This is a genomic window from Bacteroides sp. MSSM.1001136sp1_RTP21357st2_D2_RTP21359_211015 (genome assembly GCF_040913205.1).
GTDB lineage: Bacteria > Bacteroidota > Bacteroidia > Bacteroidales > Bacteroidaceae > Bacteroides > Bacteroides ovatus.
Map to the genome: position 1 here is coordinate 105,686 of NZ_JBDFVF010000015.1, position 14,984 is coordinate 120,669.

Sequence of the window (14,984 nt, forward strand, 5' to 3'; positions counted from 1 at the left end):
CGCAAATAATTCTTATAAGTAGCTCCTGTTCTGTTATAGCGCCATTCGTTCCTTGACAAGATTGGGTATATATCTATTTTTTTCATATATATCACCTAATCCGAGTTTGGGGTATATCATTCCACCAACTCCGGGTAATACACTTCCTTGCGCATCTTTGGATGTATCGATAGCAAATGTCAGAAATTCGAATTTATTGCTTATAGATTCAGGAAACTCTTTTTGCAAGTTCTTTTGAGCATCCTTATACATTACTGGAGATAATATATAAATATTAAGCGGGTTCATTTTTTCCACCAATCTGGTTAGTTGTGTTTTTACCACACAGGAACTGCTTATAATTGATTTTACAACAATTAGAGTTTGACACTCTTCAATCGGCTCTATATAAGATTTTACAATCGGACTATATTCCAATTTTGTTGTTTCATCCAAAGTGATTCTCTGATTCCAAAAAACGGCTAATGCAACATTTTTCTGTGAAATAGAGCTTAAAACACCTTGTGCCAACCAGTCAGCATCTTCTGATGCACATGCCAGCATGGTATTTCCATACCTGCTATGTTTCTTTTCATCCAGCAAAGCTCCTAGTGCTTTGCCTAGTTTGTAGAAGGTATTACGATAAATTTCAATTGAGGTATTGGGATTGGATAAGATATGCATCAATTGAATAATATCTCTGTTCTTTTCGTATGTTATATTGGTATAAGTTCTCATATTCATTCTATTTCAACTTAATAATTCCATTAAATCCCAAATATTTGCAGGATTGGCTTTCTGTAACTTTTGTTCAATTTCGCTTGTCCAGACAACCTCTCCATTCATGTTGTGATAGTTCCAGTATACAGTAGTCCCTTTTTCAAGAAAACTGATTCCAAACTGATTTAGGAGAATCTTGCATTCTTCTGATATTTCAACGTTTGGATATGTTTTTATGTTCACATACCCTTTACCTATTGAATGTACAATATCCAAAATCTGTTGTAGAGATACACTTTCTTGTTCAACAGAATTCCATGCTCCTAAAATAGCAGCTGCAATTCCAAATAATTCATCATTTTCTGCTTGTTGTGATACTGTTATTTGCTGGATTGCTTCCTTAAATATAGGATGTGATAGAATTAATTGGTTGATACTAGAACAAGAAGGAAAATATTCTGATGTTGTATACGAACTAATTTCAGAAGGAACAGTAGATACTGAACTATTAGGATTTGAATAAATTAGTTTCAGTTTGAACTTCTCGTTTCTTTCTGACGAAATCTCTGTTTGTCTTTTAAAATCATATTTTAACTTACTAGTTTCCCATGTTAAATCTTTCACATCTTTTAGTTGATGATAGGTTTTATGAGCATTAGGTTCTTCAATAAAAAGATCATCAACAAAGGCGTCATGTAGTTGTGTCGTTAGGTGGACGTTACTTAATTGGGTAATATATTGATTCATAAATGAAACAATTTGGTAAGTTGCGTAGTAGCTTTCATAGATAGCTCCTTTGCTATTATTTTTCCCACCTTTGTGTTTATTCTTCAGATATTTCTTTTCTTTCTGGGTAATAGGCATATATTTCTTTTTCTGTTATTTCTTTAAAACGATCTATTTTAATACCATTTCGTACTATCTTATCAAAAAACATAGTTTTAGGACGGACCCATATTTCATGCTTACCATATAATGCCTGATAAACAACCATCTCCTCAAGTGTCTCACTATGCTGGGCAATACCCAGCATTTTATATAGTCCACCTTTAAAATGAATGAAATATCGTTCTTTTTCCATAATACTACCATTGTTCTTATGCAGGTATAAAAGTAGTAAATTCTTAGATAATAAGAGCCGGTTGTTTCTGATATTTTTTTTTTTAACGTTGTATAACCTGTCGTTGTTAAATGATATCGCTATTAAATAAGGTATGATTTCTTCGTAGCGTCATTTTTTCATTTTCTTTCTCCACCTCTGAAACCCTCTCATCAAACTTTCCTCTTCCACCGACTCCGCCATATCATACTTTACCACAAACTCATGCATCGACTTTATATACATCACCCCATTTTTGAACTTATTCTCCAACAGGAATGAATAAAGCTCTGCTTTCATTTCCACCTCAATTTCCTTTTCAATAATAAAGATACTGTCCTGACTGAAATAATTGTAGATTTCCGGGTTCTTGCCCTGCCTTGGGCTAGGAAGAACAAAAGTGATATTTCCTGTCTCTTTCCAAGAGACGCCTTGCGGATGAGGAACGGATAATTGATGCAGGAAGTGATAAATGGGAGTGAGGTGGGAGAGGTGGATTGGAATGGGGAGCCTTGACGGTGGATTGTTATGCGATAGAAGTTCTAAACTTTGTCCGTACCGGACATACATATACCTCGCCAGATATGGCTTGATGGCAAACGTGACTGTAACCATGGGATTTGAATTTTGAATTGTTGAAATTTGTTGTATACTGATTGCCGCTTCGTGCGGCAGATTCCGTCGTGTTTGTTGGAAAAAATCCCATGGGTTACGGGGACGGAATTCTAATTCAGTAAGAAGTTGAAATTCAAATGGTTACAAATGCCGGTTTTTCCTTTAAAACCAACGGACCGTTCCTTTAAAAGGAACGACCCGTTGCACACCGAGGAATGACCTCTTCCTTTTAAAGGAACGGACGGCTCCCTAAAATCCATAGTGCAAAGCTATGCCTAATATTCTAATTTTTCAAAAGGAAGAATAGCGGTAATCTTTATATTATGTAATGAAATATCATAAATGGTATACATATCTAATTTATGCGTATGTATATTGGAAATATGTAATAAAAATATACTAATTGCTAGAACGTGTATTTTAACTATATTTATCAGATAACTATTCTTAAAGTGGAAAAACTTTTTATTCCATTTCTTGTTTCTTGCGTAACAGGCGGAAAAATAGTTCTGATAAGTAAGGTGAACTTCGTACTTTTACGTCTCAAACAAAAAAAGCAAGATATGATAACATCAGTGAAACTTATGCTGAATAAGAGCAGGATATTGAATAATGGCAGTTATCCTTTAGTATTTCAGGTGATCCACAATCGGAGAAAAAAGTTACTGTATACAGGCTACCGGGTGAAAGAGGAAGTGTTTGACGAGCTGGAAGGGAAGATTATGAATGGCGTAAGTTCTACTTTTACGGCTACAGAGGTCGTGAAAATGAACCGCGAGCTACGGAAGATGCGGAATCGGATTGATACACGGATCAGGCAGCTTGAGCGGACAAGGGAAGAATTTACAGTGGAGGATATTCTGGCTCAAAATGCTTTTGGTACAGGAAAACCACAGTTTTATTTATTGCGATATATCAATGCGCAGATTGAGCGTAAGCAGGAACTGAAGAAAGTGGGGATGGCTGCGGCCTACAAGAGCACCCGTTCGTCGTTGGCAAAATTTATAGGTCGCCCTGATGTGCGGATGTCAGAGGTTGATTTGGCGTTCGTTAGGAGATACGAGGATTTCCTGTATAGTAACGGCTCTTCTGGAAATACGGTAAGCTATTATCTGCGCAATTTGCGCTCTTTGTATAACCAGGCGGTAACGGACGGTTATCATCCTCGTGGCGAATATCCGTTTGCGAAGGCACAGACCCGCCCGGCGAAAACGATGAAACGTGCTTTGTCACGGACGGATATGCAGAATCTGGCGGACTTGAATTTGGAGAATGAACCTGAACTGGAGTTTGCCCGCGATTTGTATCTGTTCAGCTTTTATGCGCAGGGAATGGCTTTTGTTGATATTGTCCTTTTGAGGAAGAGCGATATTTGCAATGGTGTGCTGACTTATTCCCGTCATAAGTCGAAACAGTTGATTCGCATAGCGGTGACTCCCCAGATGCAGGGCTTGATCGATAAATATAAGACGGAGAATGAGTATCTCTTTCCGATCATCAGCGGTGAATATGCTTCGGGATACAAACAATACCGCCTGGCGTTAGGGCGTATCAACCGCCATTTGAAGAAAATCGCTGTTGCAGCTGATATAAAAGTTGCGTTGACGACGTACACCGCCCGCCATACCTGGGCTACCCTTGCCCGTGACTATGGAGCACCAATTTCTGTGATTAGTGCCGGACTAGGGCACACTTCGGAAGAAATGACACGTGTCTATTTGAAAGATTTCGATGTGTCCATGCTCAATCAGGTGAACAGCATAGTTACAAATTTATCCAAGTGAAATGAAAATTTGTAATTTAATCTGTTGAAAATTAGAAGATATAATATTTTTATTTATCTTTGCAGTATTGTAATCTATTCCGTAATAGAGATTATATTAAAATCTCTTTGTTGTTTTGAACTATTTTCACGCTGCAAAGTAAGCTTATTTTTTTATAATATGAATTGTCATAAAGTACATTTTTTTATTCATTTTGTACATGTTGCGTGGTTATCCTCATAAATAGGGTTGTTTTCGGTCTGGCAGCGTTCCATTAACTGTTTGGCGGTACATCCGAAATATAGTTTGCAGTGACGGTTGAAGTTACTCTGCGAATCAAATCCCAATTCTTCAACGGCGTCTTTTATACATACTCCCGGTTCGGTCATTTTTTCGAGTATCCTTTGGTTCTTTTGTTTCAGCATCCATTGTTTGGCAGTCATTCCGAACACCTCGTTGAATTTGGAAAAGAAGCGGCTTCTTCCCAGGTTCGATAGTGAGATGAGCTGTTCTATATTATCCACTTTGGTATGGTTGCGCATGACAAAATCCTTGAAGTTCATTTCTTTTCCGATGATAGGATGAAATAATACTGCAATCTCCTGCTTTTCATAAAATCCGCGCAGGAGAAAGAAAAATTCCCGTTGCATCAGGGTGTGCAGGTGAGCGCAATTCATTCCGTTCTTGATACAGTGGGTCAGCACTTCGAGGAATGGTGTCAGCGGGTAGTGTATTCTAATCGGTGAGAAGTCATATTCAATGTTGTCGCAAAGGTCTGATAAAGATTGCAATATGAGCTTGTCACAGTTTCCTTCGGGCATATCGAAAAACATGGAGAGCAGGCTTGAACCGTTTTCTCCAATTCCCTTCAGCCGGGAAGAACGTGGGATGAGTATCATCTCTCCGGCATGAAACAGTCTGTTGTGGAACTGGTTGCAAGTTATGGTGAAATCACCTTTCAGGAAGAATAGAAGATAATTCTTACTTGTAGTGTCTTCCTCAAATTCTGTGTTCTTATTGAACTCAAGATACTTGAATCCGGTTTCAATCGTTGTCATGTAGTTTTGGCATGACAGGTGTTCTTCGATGTACAGCAATTCGCTTTTCATAAGTTTTGTTTCCATGGCAATAACTGTTTTGATTGTTTGGTCTGTTACCTATCTGTTTGTTTCACAATTGTTTCAGTATCTGTATTTTTAATGAATTATATATCAGAATATTATTTTCTGTTTTGTTTGCTATGATTCATTTTATCATGATACTGAAACGTTATATGGGTGCTTTATGTGATATAAATCATTGGTAATTAGGTTTTTATTGTTTGTATTCTTTTGTTTCATCTCTATTACGGAATAGAGATGAAACAAAAGCAATAATAAATAATAAGACGACATGAAGAAATATCTATGTTTAATCGGAGTCTTGGGAATACTACTTTGTAATACGGGCAACTCTTACGCCCAAAAGGTTGCAGTAAAGACTAATTTGCTTTATGACGCTACTACTACAATGAACTTGGGGCTGGAAATAGGTTTGGGCAAGAAATGGTCTCTCGATTTATCCGGAAATTATAATCCCTGGAAGTTTGATGATGAAACGCGCCTGCGCCACTGGGGCGTACAGCCGGAACTTCGCTACTGGCTTTGTGAGAAATTCAACGGTCATTTTCTGGGTCTGCACGGACACTACGCCAAATACAATGTGGGCGGAATGTCATTTCTAAGTGATAATATGGAACGTCACCGCTATCAGGGGCATTTGTGGGGCGGCGGAATATCCTACGGTTATCAGTGGCTGCTCGGTAACCGCTGGAGCATGGAGGCTGTACTTGGAGTCGGATATGCCCGGTTGGATCACTCCAAATATCCTTGTGCCACATGTGGAACCATTCAGAAAAATGAGAAGAAAAACTACTTCGGCCCGACAAAAGCTGCAGTGAGTATCATATACATTATAAAATAGGTTAATGATGAAAAGAATCTGTATATACGTGACCTTGGGACTGCTAGGCGCAGTTTCCGCCCATGCCCAGGAGATAAATATCGGACAAGCCGTTGCCCGGAAAATAAGCGATGACAAAGTGGAAGTCTCATTTAATATGGATTGCAGCATACTGCGGCTTCCTTCACGCCGACAAATGATAATCACTCCCTTGATAATCAGCCGGTCGGAAAACGATACGCTCGCCCTGCCTTCAGTCTGCATTGCAGGCAGAAACCGTTATCGCATGAACAAGCGGAAAGAAAGTCTGTATGGCAAAGAACCGGCTGCGGGAGAGGGACAGGAAATGATTCGTTTTAACAGGAAACGGGATATGTTGTTAGAATATAACGAAACAGTTCCGGCACAGGAGTGGATGTCCGGAGCACGTGTCGAGATATTCCGTGAATTACAGGGATGCGCAGGTTGCGGAGAAGCACTGGGTAATGCCCCCGTTGCGGAACTTCCTTTATTCAAAGAGGTAGTGGAACGCCCGAATCTGGAAATAATGGTGGCACAGGCAGAGGAGAAACGTCGTTCTTTCACCCGCAGCGCATATCTTAATTTTAAAGTGAACCAGTCGGCATTGCTTGCCGATTATATGAATAATCCTACCGAACTGGCTAAAATCCATTCGTCCATTGATTCTATCCGTGAAGATGATAACTATCGTATTGCCCGGATTAAGATAGTGGGCTACTCATCGCCGGAAGGCAATTATGACGCCAATGCCCGCCTTTCCGAACAACGTGCGAAAGCGTTGGTACAAAACCTGAAACATGCCTATAAGCTGGACGACAGTATGATAGAATGCCGTTCGGTGCCGGAGAATTGGGAGGGACTAGCTGCATGGTTGCGCGAATACTGTCCTTCCTATATGCAGAAAGTGCTTGATATTATCGGGCAGACTCCCGAACCGGATGCACGCGACGCGAAGATAAAAGCTATCGACGGCGGAAAAATCTATAATGCCTTACTGCAAGAGGTATATCCGAAGCTGCGCCTGGTGGAATATACAGTCAGCTATACGGTGGTTCCGTTCTCCGTGGAGCAAGGGCGGGAAATAATCAAGACGCGCCCCGACAAAATGAACCATAACGAAATGTATCAGGTCGCAGTCAGCTACGGCAAAGGTTCGGACGAATACAACAGGATTATCCGGATGATTGCCGACCGCTTTCCGAGTGACAGGATGGCTAACAACAACGCCGCTATCGTAGCATGGGAAATGGGAGATTATGATGCGATGCGGATGTACCTGAAACGTTTGGAAGGTATAAAAACTGAATAATATAATCTGAAACTTATACTTAGTAATTAACATTTTAGTATTCATTAAATTTTAAAACAATGAAATTGGACAAATCTTTTTTAACGCTGTTTGTCGGACTGGCGATGGCAGCATGTAGTAATGATGAAGAGATGGCAACCGGCGGACAAGACCAGTTGCCGGTAGACGGCAGGGAGGCTTATATGTCCGTATCTGTGACAATGCCTAAAAGTACGGGAACACGTGCTCCGGGAAAAGACCATGGCAGTGCGGAAGAACAGAAAGTAAACGAAGTGCTTCTCGCATTGTTTGATGCGTCGAATGTTTGCTTGGAAACAAAGACATTGGGTACAACCGACTATATCTTGAATGTAGGTGGTGCTGATAAGTCAGGATATGCCGGAAAGGCATTCAAAGTACCTTCCGCTACCGCCAAAGTACTGGCAGTGGTCAATCCGAGCGGCAAGTTCAAGGCTGCCTGTGTAGCTTCCGCTCCCTGGTCTGTCATCAATGGTGCTGTGGAGCAGACACTTGATGAAGTGATTGGAGCGTCAAAGGACAACTTTATGATGATTAATGCCGGCGACAATACAAACCCTACTAACGGAGCATTGGCGGAAGCTAAAGTAAAAAAGGTTGGCGACGCGGGTATTTCTGACGTTGCTGACGCGATAGCCGCAGCCGAAACTGACCGTTCAAAGATTTTTGTAGACCGTATAGTTGCTAAAGTTTCTTTAGGAACAAATCCGGCCGGCGTCATAGTTCCTGCCGGAGTGACCTGTACATTCGGTAACTGGGCATTGAATGTAACCAACAAGAGCATGTTCCCATATTCTGAAATAGTAATGCCTGCCGGAGGTTCTGCTGATGCAGATTATAGAATTGACCCGAACTATGAAAAGGCAGGATTCAATGTGTCGCAGTTCAACTACCTGAAAGTATCTGATAAAGGTGTTTTGCCTGCTGACTTCTCTCCCATGACAGACAGCAAATACTGTCTTGAGAACACAATGGAACATGACGCGCAAACCCAGGCGCAGACTACGGCTGCCGTAGCAAGTGCGGTTTACACTCCTAATTCATTTACTGTGGGCGAAAGCTGGTTCCGCCTTTTGGGTGTCACTTACAAGACATTGGCTGATTTGCAGGCAGTATATAATGCTGCGGCTGCTGGTACACCGGATGCGGCACAACAACAGATAATCGATCTTTGTGACCAGTTCTATGCACGTATTGCCAAAGCCGCCACTGCACAAGAAAAGACTGTCGGTGCTGATTTTGCCTCTATTACTATTGCTGAACTGGACGGCCTTAAGAGTGGTGGCGAATACTCCAAACCTGATGCAACAGCCGGCGAAACAGTAGGTGTGGAATACTTCCAGAAAGGCGTATGCTACTATAACATCCTGATTCGTCATGATGACGAAATCACTGCATGGATGGCACATGGTAAATACGGTGTCGTGCGCAACAACTGGTACACATTGACTATCAACAGCGTGAAGCAACCGGGTACTCCCTGGATTCCTGACAAGACAGATCCTACTAAACCTACAAATCCGGGTGAAGACGATGATGACCAAGAAGCATATCTCTCTGTAAATATTACAGTTAACCCATGGACTACTTGGAGTCAGGGAGTGGATTTGTAATGACTGATATATCGGGCTAAAATAACAATTAAAATTATAAGAAGGCGTTATGATACGGCGCAGTTTGTCTTGTGACGCCTTCTTTTTTCTTTCTTTTCATTTTTTATTCAGCCGGCGGAGGCTTATTTCCGTGAATCAAGACCTTGATATGAAAAACTTGATAAAAACAGGTCTTGCCATACAGACAAGTTTTAAGACTTGTCCACTAAAACAGATTATTCCGAGAAAAGCACAAAGGCGCTTTTCCACACCATATATGAAATTAGAAAAATAATAGAACCATAGATGATTATGAGAAAGATAATGAATACAAAAGGTGCCGTCCGGCAGATAAGTTATGGAAGTTGCCTGTTATTACTGCTTGTACTCTTTTCTTGCACATCCATAGATGAGACACTACCGGAATGTCAGTTATATGTTAGTTTCCGGTATGACTATAACATGGAGTTCACCGATGCTTTTGCGGCTCAAGTGAATCGTGTCGATGTGTTTGTATTCGACAAGGATGGCACGTTTATCATGAAGAAGAGTGAACAAGGGAAAACTCTGGGCAGTGGCAGCTACCGTATGCAGTTACAACTGCCAATTGGGGAATACCGGATAGCTACGTGGGCGGGAATGAGCGATGCCTTTGAAATGCCGGAACTGGTTGCCGGAAAATCGACACTGAAAGATTTGACGGTAAAAATGAAACGGGAAGAATCCTTGATACATAATAAAGTTTTGGAGCCTCTCTGGTATGGCGGGATACAGACCGTAAACTTTACCGGCAAACAGGAACAGACGGAAACGGTCCGCCTGATAAAGAATACCAATAAATTCCGCTTTATTCTGCAAAAGTCTGGTCCGGGAGAAGAACTGGATATGAATGATTGCCTGTTCGAAATCCGGGCGGACAACGGATATTACGACTGGAATAATGACTTGCTGGATGACGACATGATTAGTTACCAGCCGTATCATCTGGAAAAAGTGGAAGATGTGGGCATTGTGGCAGAAATGAATACCATGCGCCTGCTCGAACATAAAAAGGTATACCTGACGCTTACACGCAAGTCGGATAGTAAGGAACTGATGAAGGTTGACCTGATACCTTACCTGCTGCTTACTAAAATGGAAGGGCACAATATCCCGGCACAGGAATACCTCGACCGTCAGAGTGAGTATGCGATTGTCTTTTTCTATAACCCGGAATTATTGAATTTCCTTTCTACTAAGATTATGATTAACGGCTGGACTATCTGGCTGAAAGGCGAAGATCTCTGATAAATAAACAAAGATTGATGAATATGAGATATAAAGGCTGTATATGGTGGGCGTGGTTGCTGTTGTTCTTGTTTTCCTGTACGGAAAGTGGACAGACAGTCGATCCGCTAAATCCCGGAGAAGTACGGATGAGCATGAATATCAGCACACGTGTCACGAGTGACCCGGTAGTGTTGAACGCGAATGAAACCCGCATCAGCCGGCTACGCATCTATGTTTTTGACGGCACGTCACTGGATAAGATGTATTACTGGCAAGGGCTTTCCGCTATCGACGGGACTTATACTACTCCGGTTTTTACGGTGAAAGCCGCCACCGGGAAAACATTGTATGCCATTGTAAACGAACCTGTTGACTTTGATACCCGCGCTATATTGGAGTCTGTGGATCATCCCAATGACTTGGTGGACGTACAGTATCAAATGGCGGACTACTTATCCACAAGAACCAATGTGGTGGAATACACTAAAGACTACTGTCTTCCCATGTATGGAGAACTGGCAGGAGTGGATGCGGCGGAGGGAACGACGCAGACAGTCAACATGCGTGTAGACCGTGCTGTGGCGCGTGTGGATGTTTATATGCGGAAGGAGGCAAAGAACTGGGAGGAGGTCTTGATGCCTACCACATTGGTTGTGACTGGAGTTTCCAAGACAGGATTCGTATCCCCAAAAAGAACAGGAAGTTATGCGTCTTCCGTTCTCAATCTGTTATCGAGAAAGAAAGTCAGTGAGATCCCTGAAGAAACTTCTCCTGAAGACAAGGGCGTGCTGGCTTACTCGTTTTATATTCCGGAAATGGAGTGTAAAAACAATAAATTGAATATCGGTTTTGATGATTACGATATGATAGAGTTGGGTGTGGATTCGGATAATTCCGGCAAAGCGCCTTTGGAAAAACTGGAGCGTAATCATGTTTATCAATTACTGTGCCGGTTCATGCAAAAAACAGTCTATTTGGATATAAACTTGACAGTGTGTCCGTGGATAGCGTTAGAACCCCAAGTAGAAGAAGTGAACGATATACGTATAACAAACTGTTATGTGGTATCGCCCGGCGGAAGGGTGCACATTCCCACTGACGGGGTGTACAAGGCATGGGCACAAATGGATGAATTTGAACGTACACCTATTCCCGATGGTGAGGTTACGGCCGAAGTACTTTGGGTAGATAGAATAGGGGTAGTGCCGGCTTCCGGAGTGAAGGTTATGAATGCGGAAAAACGTGATAAAGCTTATATCAGTGTGGAAACGGAAAATCAGTCTGGCAATGCAGTGATAGCGATGAAAGTGAATGGAAAGATTTACTGGAGCTGGCATATCTGGTGCACAGACTATGATCCGAATTTAGAAGAGGGACAACAAGAGTTTAATGGTTATACTTGGATGGATCGTAATTTGGGGGCAACATATAATAACTATGATGAGAAGCAGGGAGGAATTGAGTCTAAGGGATTTCTATATCAATGGGGGCGGAAAGATCCGTTTCCACCAGCTAAGGGTTGGCTTTATACGGAGCCTGAAGAAGAATTGTATAGCGTCACTGGCGAAATTAAGCCTATTACTAAAATTAGTGTATCTACGTCGGATATTAATAATATACCGGGTTCAGTGAATAATCCGATGGCATATTATACAGCACCCTCACAACTCCTCTGGTTTTCGTACTCTACCAAGTATCCTTATTTGTGGAATACGAAATCTGGAAAGAAAACGATTTTTGACCCTTGTCCGGATGGTTGGAGAGTTCCTGCCGGCAAAGATGGCATATCTACTCCATGGGAAGATTCTGGTCTGGAGCAGGTTTTCTATGAAGAAAGATATGGCGGCGGATTTGCTGGTAGGAGTGATATTTATTATCCTGCAGCAGGATATAGACACGGGGGGACTGGGGAGCTGTCAGGATCCTTGGGGCAGGTTGTTATGCTTCGTGCAGGAAACCTTGGTCGAGATATGAAGTGTCGGAACATGTGTCTGTATTGGACAGAGCGTATTCACGGTAAGGGTGAAAGTGTTATTTGGGATGAAGCGACTGCGGGTGCTGTACGTTGTGTGAAAGAGTAAAATGGAGGTTACATCTATGACGAATAAAATGGTAATAGGATATAAGTTTGCTTTTATACTGCTTTTATTATCTTCATGTGTGGAAGATATTAGAAATTGTGATATTGGCAATGTGGACAACATGATACCCGACGGCAAGGAACGGATGGAACTCCGTTTGGTAATACCCGGGGGAAAACAACCGGTTGTCCGAAGCATAGAGAATGGGATGGCCGGTGAGAACAAGGTTGAGCGGCTTTTCATGGATGTTATGAATAGCGGGACTGTGATAGCATCCCGTTCCACAGCAGACGGAGCATTGACATTGACCCCTACGGATGTTGATAGTGTCTATGCGGTTTCTACACTGTTTGATATAGGGACATTGGAGGCGGGTTACACCTTGCGGGTACGTGCCAATGAAGACACTCCCGCAATAATCTCCGGACAGCCGGTTTCCCCTTTCTACATGTCAGGTACGGGAGTGATTGAGGACGGCATAAATAGAAATTTCAAAGCTTCCGTGCATTTGTTACGGGGAGTCGCCAAACTACGGACTACTGTTCGGACAACCTCATTTACTGTTCCGCAGGAATTGATGATAGGAGATGTAAAAATACAGGTGATTCATGCTGCAGATAGGATTCGTAAGTATGCTCCGTTCTCTTCTCATGCCAATGAGGCTGTTGTTGAAAATCTGCCGGCATCTTCATTAAATTATCCGGATTATCCGGAAGTGAGCTTATATGATATACTTGCTCATGAACAAGTGGAGATTAACGGTGAAGCTATTACTTTTTATCCATTATTTGTTTATGAAAATTATCTGGAACAGGAAGAGGAGTATGACCCGGCTATTAACGTGACATCATTGAAACTGACTATTCCTGTGACGGACGGAATAGCTAGTCGGGTGATAGAACGTACGATACCTGTAAAAGCGGAAGATTCTTATCGGATGAAACGTAACCATATTTATTCGGTGGACGTACAAGTGCTAAGTCTTGATGAAGTGAAAGTATTCACAGATATGCTTGATTGGGAAGATGTAGGGGTTACGGGTGATATTGTAGGAGGCGTTGACTTTGATATAGACAGGACAAAAATAACTTTGATTAAAGATATTGTCGACCCGGTGAAACTGCTGAAAGTGGACTGTCATGCTCCGGGACGCTTACAAATCAGAGCTTTGAAGCCTAATAAGACAGATTTAATATCAACAACAGATTTACAGTTATATTGCAATGGAATAACGGAAACGGATAAACTGGCGGATAACAGTGGCATTTATGACCTCACTGCCGCACAAGTAATGAATTTCTATTGTACCACCGGTAGTGTTCCCGCCAATTATGAAGGTGGTTTTATAGAAATTTCTTCCGACAATGTGCATGTGGAATATATTCCTGTCAGTTCATTGGATACTTTTACTCCGTTAGACACGGAAGGGACTGCCAATAGTTATATAGCAGATAGAGGTGCAGGTTCTTATTCTTTCACTGCTACCATAATGGGAAACGGAGTGGACGGTATTATTGACGAAGGGAAGTTTGAAGACGCAAGTGGCAATATCTTGACAAAAGCCGGTGGTGCCAATATTCATCCTTTATCGGCCAAATTGCTTTGGCAGGACACGGATGAACTGGTGGAACAAGTTGCTTTAGTCAATGGCAGGGTTCAGGTGAAAATGGGACGAAGCCGGGGAAATGCAGTGATAGCTGTTTATGATAAGACTAATCCTAATGCGGAGGATGCGAAAGTGTTGTGGAGTTGGCACCTTTGGTGTACGGCTACCCCAAAGATACTGGAATTCGTCACTTCGATATACACGGGCAATAACTATAAAGTGATGGACCGTAATCTTGGTGCTACTGCTACTAAAGCGTATTTAGGCACTGTTCAAGGGCTGCATTATCAATGGGGACGTAAAGACCCGTTTTCGGGTTCATTGACTTATGATGGCATACGTACCATTTTATATGACGTAAGAAGTGGTCAGGGCGTATATAAATATTCCGATGAACGAGTGACTGCCGGTCAAGCTATAAGTACTCCGAGTTCCTTGTATAGTCCAAGGAGAGGATTGGGGGGTGAATCTTGGTGTACGAAAACAACAGAACTGAAATATCTGTGGGGAAATCCGGACGGGGAACAGGATGCTTTCCCTAAAGAAACATTAAAATCGTTGTATGACCCTTGTCCATATGGTTATAAAGTTGCGCCGCATGACGTTTTTAAAATCTTGAGTAAAGGTGAGATCGCCATATTCCCCCCAGCCGGAGCGTCACTTGGGGATATGTATTTCATAAAAAGTTATTTTGCGAATGGATCAACCTTTTATTATGATAATGCAGGGATTGATGAAACGAAGCTAATTTATTTGCCGGAGACTTATAGACCTAATGGTGATGGTATAAAGTTAGGAAAATGGGGAGTTTACTGGTGTTCTTCACCTCATCCTGCTGACAAAGAACATAGTGGGCTCATGTTTAACTTTCATCCATATACTGCTATGGACTTTGAATATAATATATATAATCCGGTGGTTACTTCAGTGCCTGCTTCGATACGCTGTGTAAAGGAATAATTCATTAGAAA

Annotated in this window: 12 protein-coding genes; 7 read left to right on the top strand and 5 right to left on the bottom strand. The window is 41.9% G+C overall.

Features of this window, described 5'->3' with window-relative positions; genetic code table 11:
- Positions 1-33: 33 nt before the first annotated feature.
- The 4 genes from AB5217_RS11510 to AB5217_RS11525 form a co-directional block, all read right to left on the bottom strand.
- Positions 34-723, bottom strand: a complete 690-nt coding sequence (locus AB5217_RS11510; protein WP_050486515.1) for a hypothetical protein — start codon at positions 721-723, stop codon at positions 34-36.
- A gap of 6 nt (positions 724-729) precedes the next feature.
- Positions 730-1,563, bottom strand: coding sequence for a hypothetical protein (locus AB5217_RS11515; RefSeq protein WP_032854845.1), 834 nt, complete (start codon positions 1,561-1,563; stop codon positions 730-732).
- Entirely contained in the window at positions 1,523-1,780 is a 258-nt protein-coding gene (locus AB5217_RS11520) for a DUF1653 domain-containing protein (protein WP_009000142.1), read from the bottom strand. Before AB5217_RS11520 ends, AB5217_RS11515 begins: the two co-directional genes overlap by 41 nt.
- Before the next feature lie 150 nt (positions 1,781-1,930).
- Entirely contained in the window at positions 1,931-2,413 is a 483-nt protein-coding gene (locus tag AB5217_RS11525; RefSeq protein WP_032844695.1) for a hypothetical protein, read from the bottom strand.
- Positions 2,414-2,976: 563 nt separating this feature from the next.
- Between AB5217_RS11525 and AB5217_RS11530 the strand changes: the two genes are divergently transcribed.
- Positions 2,977-4,197 carry a site-specific integrase gene (locus AB5217_RS11530; protein ID WP_211480826.1) on the top strand — a complete coding sequence of 407 codons (1,221 nt, stop codon included), beginning with the start codon at positions 2,977-2,979 and terminating at the stop codon, positions 4,195-4,197.
- Positions 4,198-4,385: 188 nt separating this feature from the next.
- On the opposite strand, the gene AB5217_RS11535 is transcribed toward AB5217_RS11530, so the two are convergent.
- The gene (locus tag AB5217_RS11535; protein WP_032847479.1) at positions 4,386-5,300 is read right to left on the bottom strand and encodes a helix-turn-helix domain-containing protein; all 915 of its coding nucleotides are present in this window, start codon (positions 5,298-5,300) and stop codon (positions 4,386-4,388) included.
- Positions 5,301-5,568: 268 nt separating this feature from the next.
- Between AB5217_RS11535 and AB5217_RS11540 the strand changes: the two genes are divergently transcribed.
- From AB5217_RS11540 to AB5217_RS11565, 6 genes are all read left to right on the top strand, one after another.
- Positions 5,569-6,138, top strand: a complete 570-nt coding sequence (locus tag AB5217_RS11540; RefSeq protein WP_032844486.1) for a DUF3575 domain-containing protein — start codon at positions 5,569-5,571, stop codon at positions 6,136-6,138.
- 4 nt (positions 6,139-6,142) lie between these two features.
- Positions 6,143-7,447 carry a DUF3868 domain-containing protein gene (locus AB5217_RS11545; protein ID WP_070782660.1) on the top strand — a complete coding sequence of 435 codons (1,305 nt, stop codon included), beginning with the start codon at positions 6,143-6,145 and terminating at the stop codon, positions 7,445-7,447.
- Between the two features lie 59 nt (positions 7,448-7,506).
- On the top strand, positions 7,507-9,078 hold the full coding sequence (locus AB5217_RS11550; protein WP_032844481.1) for an Mfa1 family fimbria major subunit: 1,572 nt from the start codon (positions 7,507-7,509) through the stop codon (positions 9,076-9,078).
- A 291-nt stretch (positions 9,079-9,369) separates the two neighbouring features.
- A complete protein-coding gene (locus AB5217_RS11555; protein WP_050486406.1) occupies positions 9,370-10,344 on the top strand; it encodes a FimB/Mfa2 family fimbrial subunit in 975 nt (324 codons plus the stop codon).
- Positions 10,345-10,361: 17 nt separating this feature from the next.
- Positions 10,362-12,407 carry a hypothetical protein gene (locus AB5217_RS11560; RefSeq protein ID WP_032844479.1) on the top strand — a complete coding sequence of 682 codons (2,046 nt, stop codon included), beginning with the start codon at positions 10,362-10,364 and terminating at the stop codon, positions 12,405-12,407.
- A 16-nt stretch (positions 12,408-12,423) separates the two neighbouring features.
- The gene (locus AB5217_RS11565; RefSeq protein ID WP_004323253.1) at positions 12,424-14,973 is read left to right on the top strand and encodes a hypothetical protein; all 2,550 of its coding nucleotides are present in this window, start codon (positions 12,424-12,426) and stop codon (positions 14,971-14,973) included.
- Positions 14,974-14,984: the final 11 nt, after the last annotated feature.

Bases quoted from the DNA above. Each gene is read 5' to 3' on its own strand.
- AB5217_RS11510 (WP_050486515.1), bottom strand. From the start codon at position 723: ATGAATATGAGAACTTATACCAATATAACATACGAAAAGAACAGAGAT.
- AB5217_RS11560 (WP_032844479.1), top strand. From the start codon at position 10,362: ATGAATATGAGATATAAAGGCTGTATATGGTGGGCGTGGTTGCTGTTG.
- AB5217_RS11520 (WP_009000142.1), bottom strand. From the start codon at position 1,780: ATGGAAAAAGAACGATATTTCATTCATTTTAAAGGTGGACTATATAAA.
- AB5217_RS11550 (WP_032844481.1), top strand. From the start codon at position 7,507: ATGAAATTGGACAAATCTTTTTTAACGCTGTTTGTCGGACTGGCGATG.
- AB5217_RS11545 (WP_070782660.1), top strand. From the start codon at position 6,143: ATGATGAAAAGAATCTGTATATACGTGACCTTGGGACTGCTAGGCGCA.
- AB5217_RS11530 (WP_211480826.1), top strand. From the start codon at position 2,977: ATGATAACATCAGTGAAACTTATGCTGAATAAGAGCAGGATATTGAAT.
- AB5217_RS11515 (WP_032854845.1), bottom strand. From the start codon at position 1,563: ATGCCTATTACCCAGAAAGAAAAGAAATATCTGAAGAATAAACACAAA.
- AB5217_RS11565 (WP_004323253.1), top strand. From the start codon at position 12,424: ATGACGAATAAAATGGTAATAGGATATAAGTTTGCTTTTATACTGCTT.
- AB5217_RS11540 (WP_032844486.1), top strand. From the start codon at position 5,569: ATGAAGAAATATCTATGTTTAATCGGAGTCTTGGGAATACTACTTTGT.
- AB5217_RS11535 (WP_032847479.1), bottom strand. From the start codon at position 5,300: ATGGAAACAAAACTTATGAAAAGCGAATTGCTGTACATCGAAGAACAC.
- AB5217_RS11555 (WP_050486406.1), top strand. From the start codon at position 9,370: ATGAGAAAGATAATGAATACAAAAGGTGCCGTCCGGCAGATAAGTTAT.
- AB5217_RS11525 (WP_032844695.1), bottom strand. From the start codon at position 2,413: ATGGTTACAGTCACGTTTGCCATCAAGCCATATCTGGCGAGGTATATG.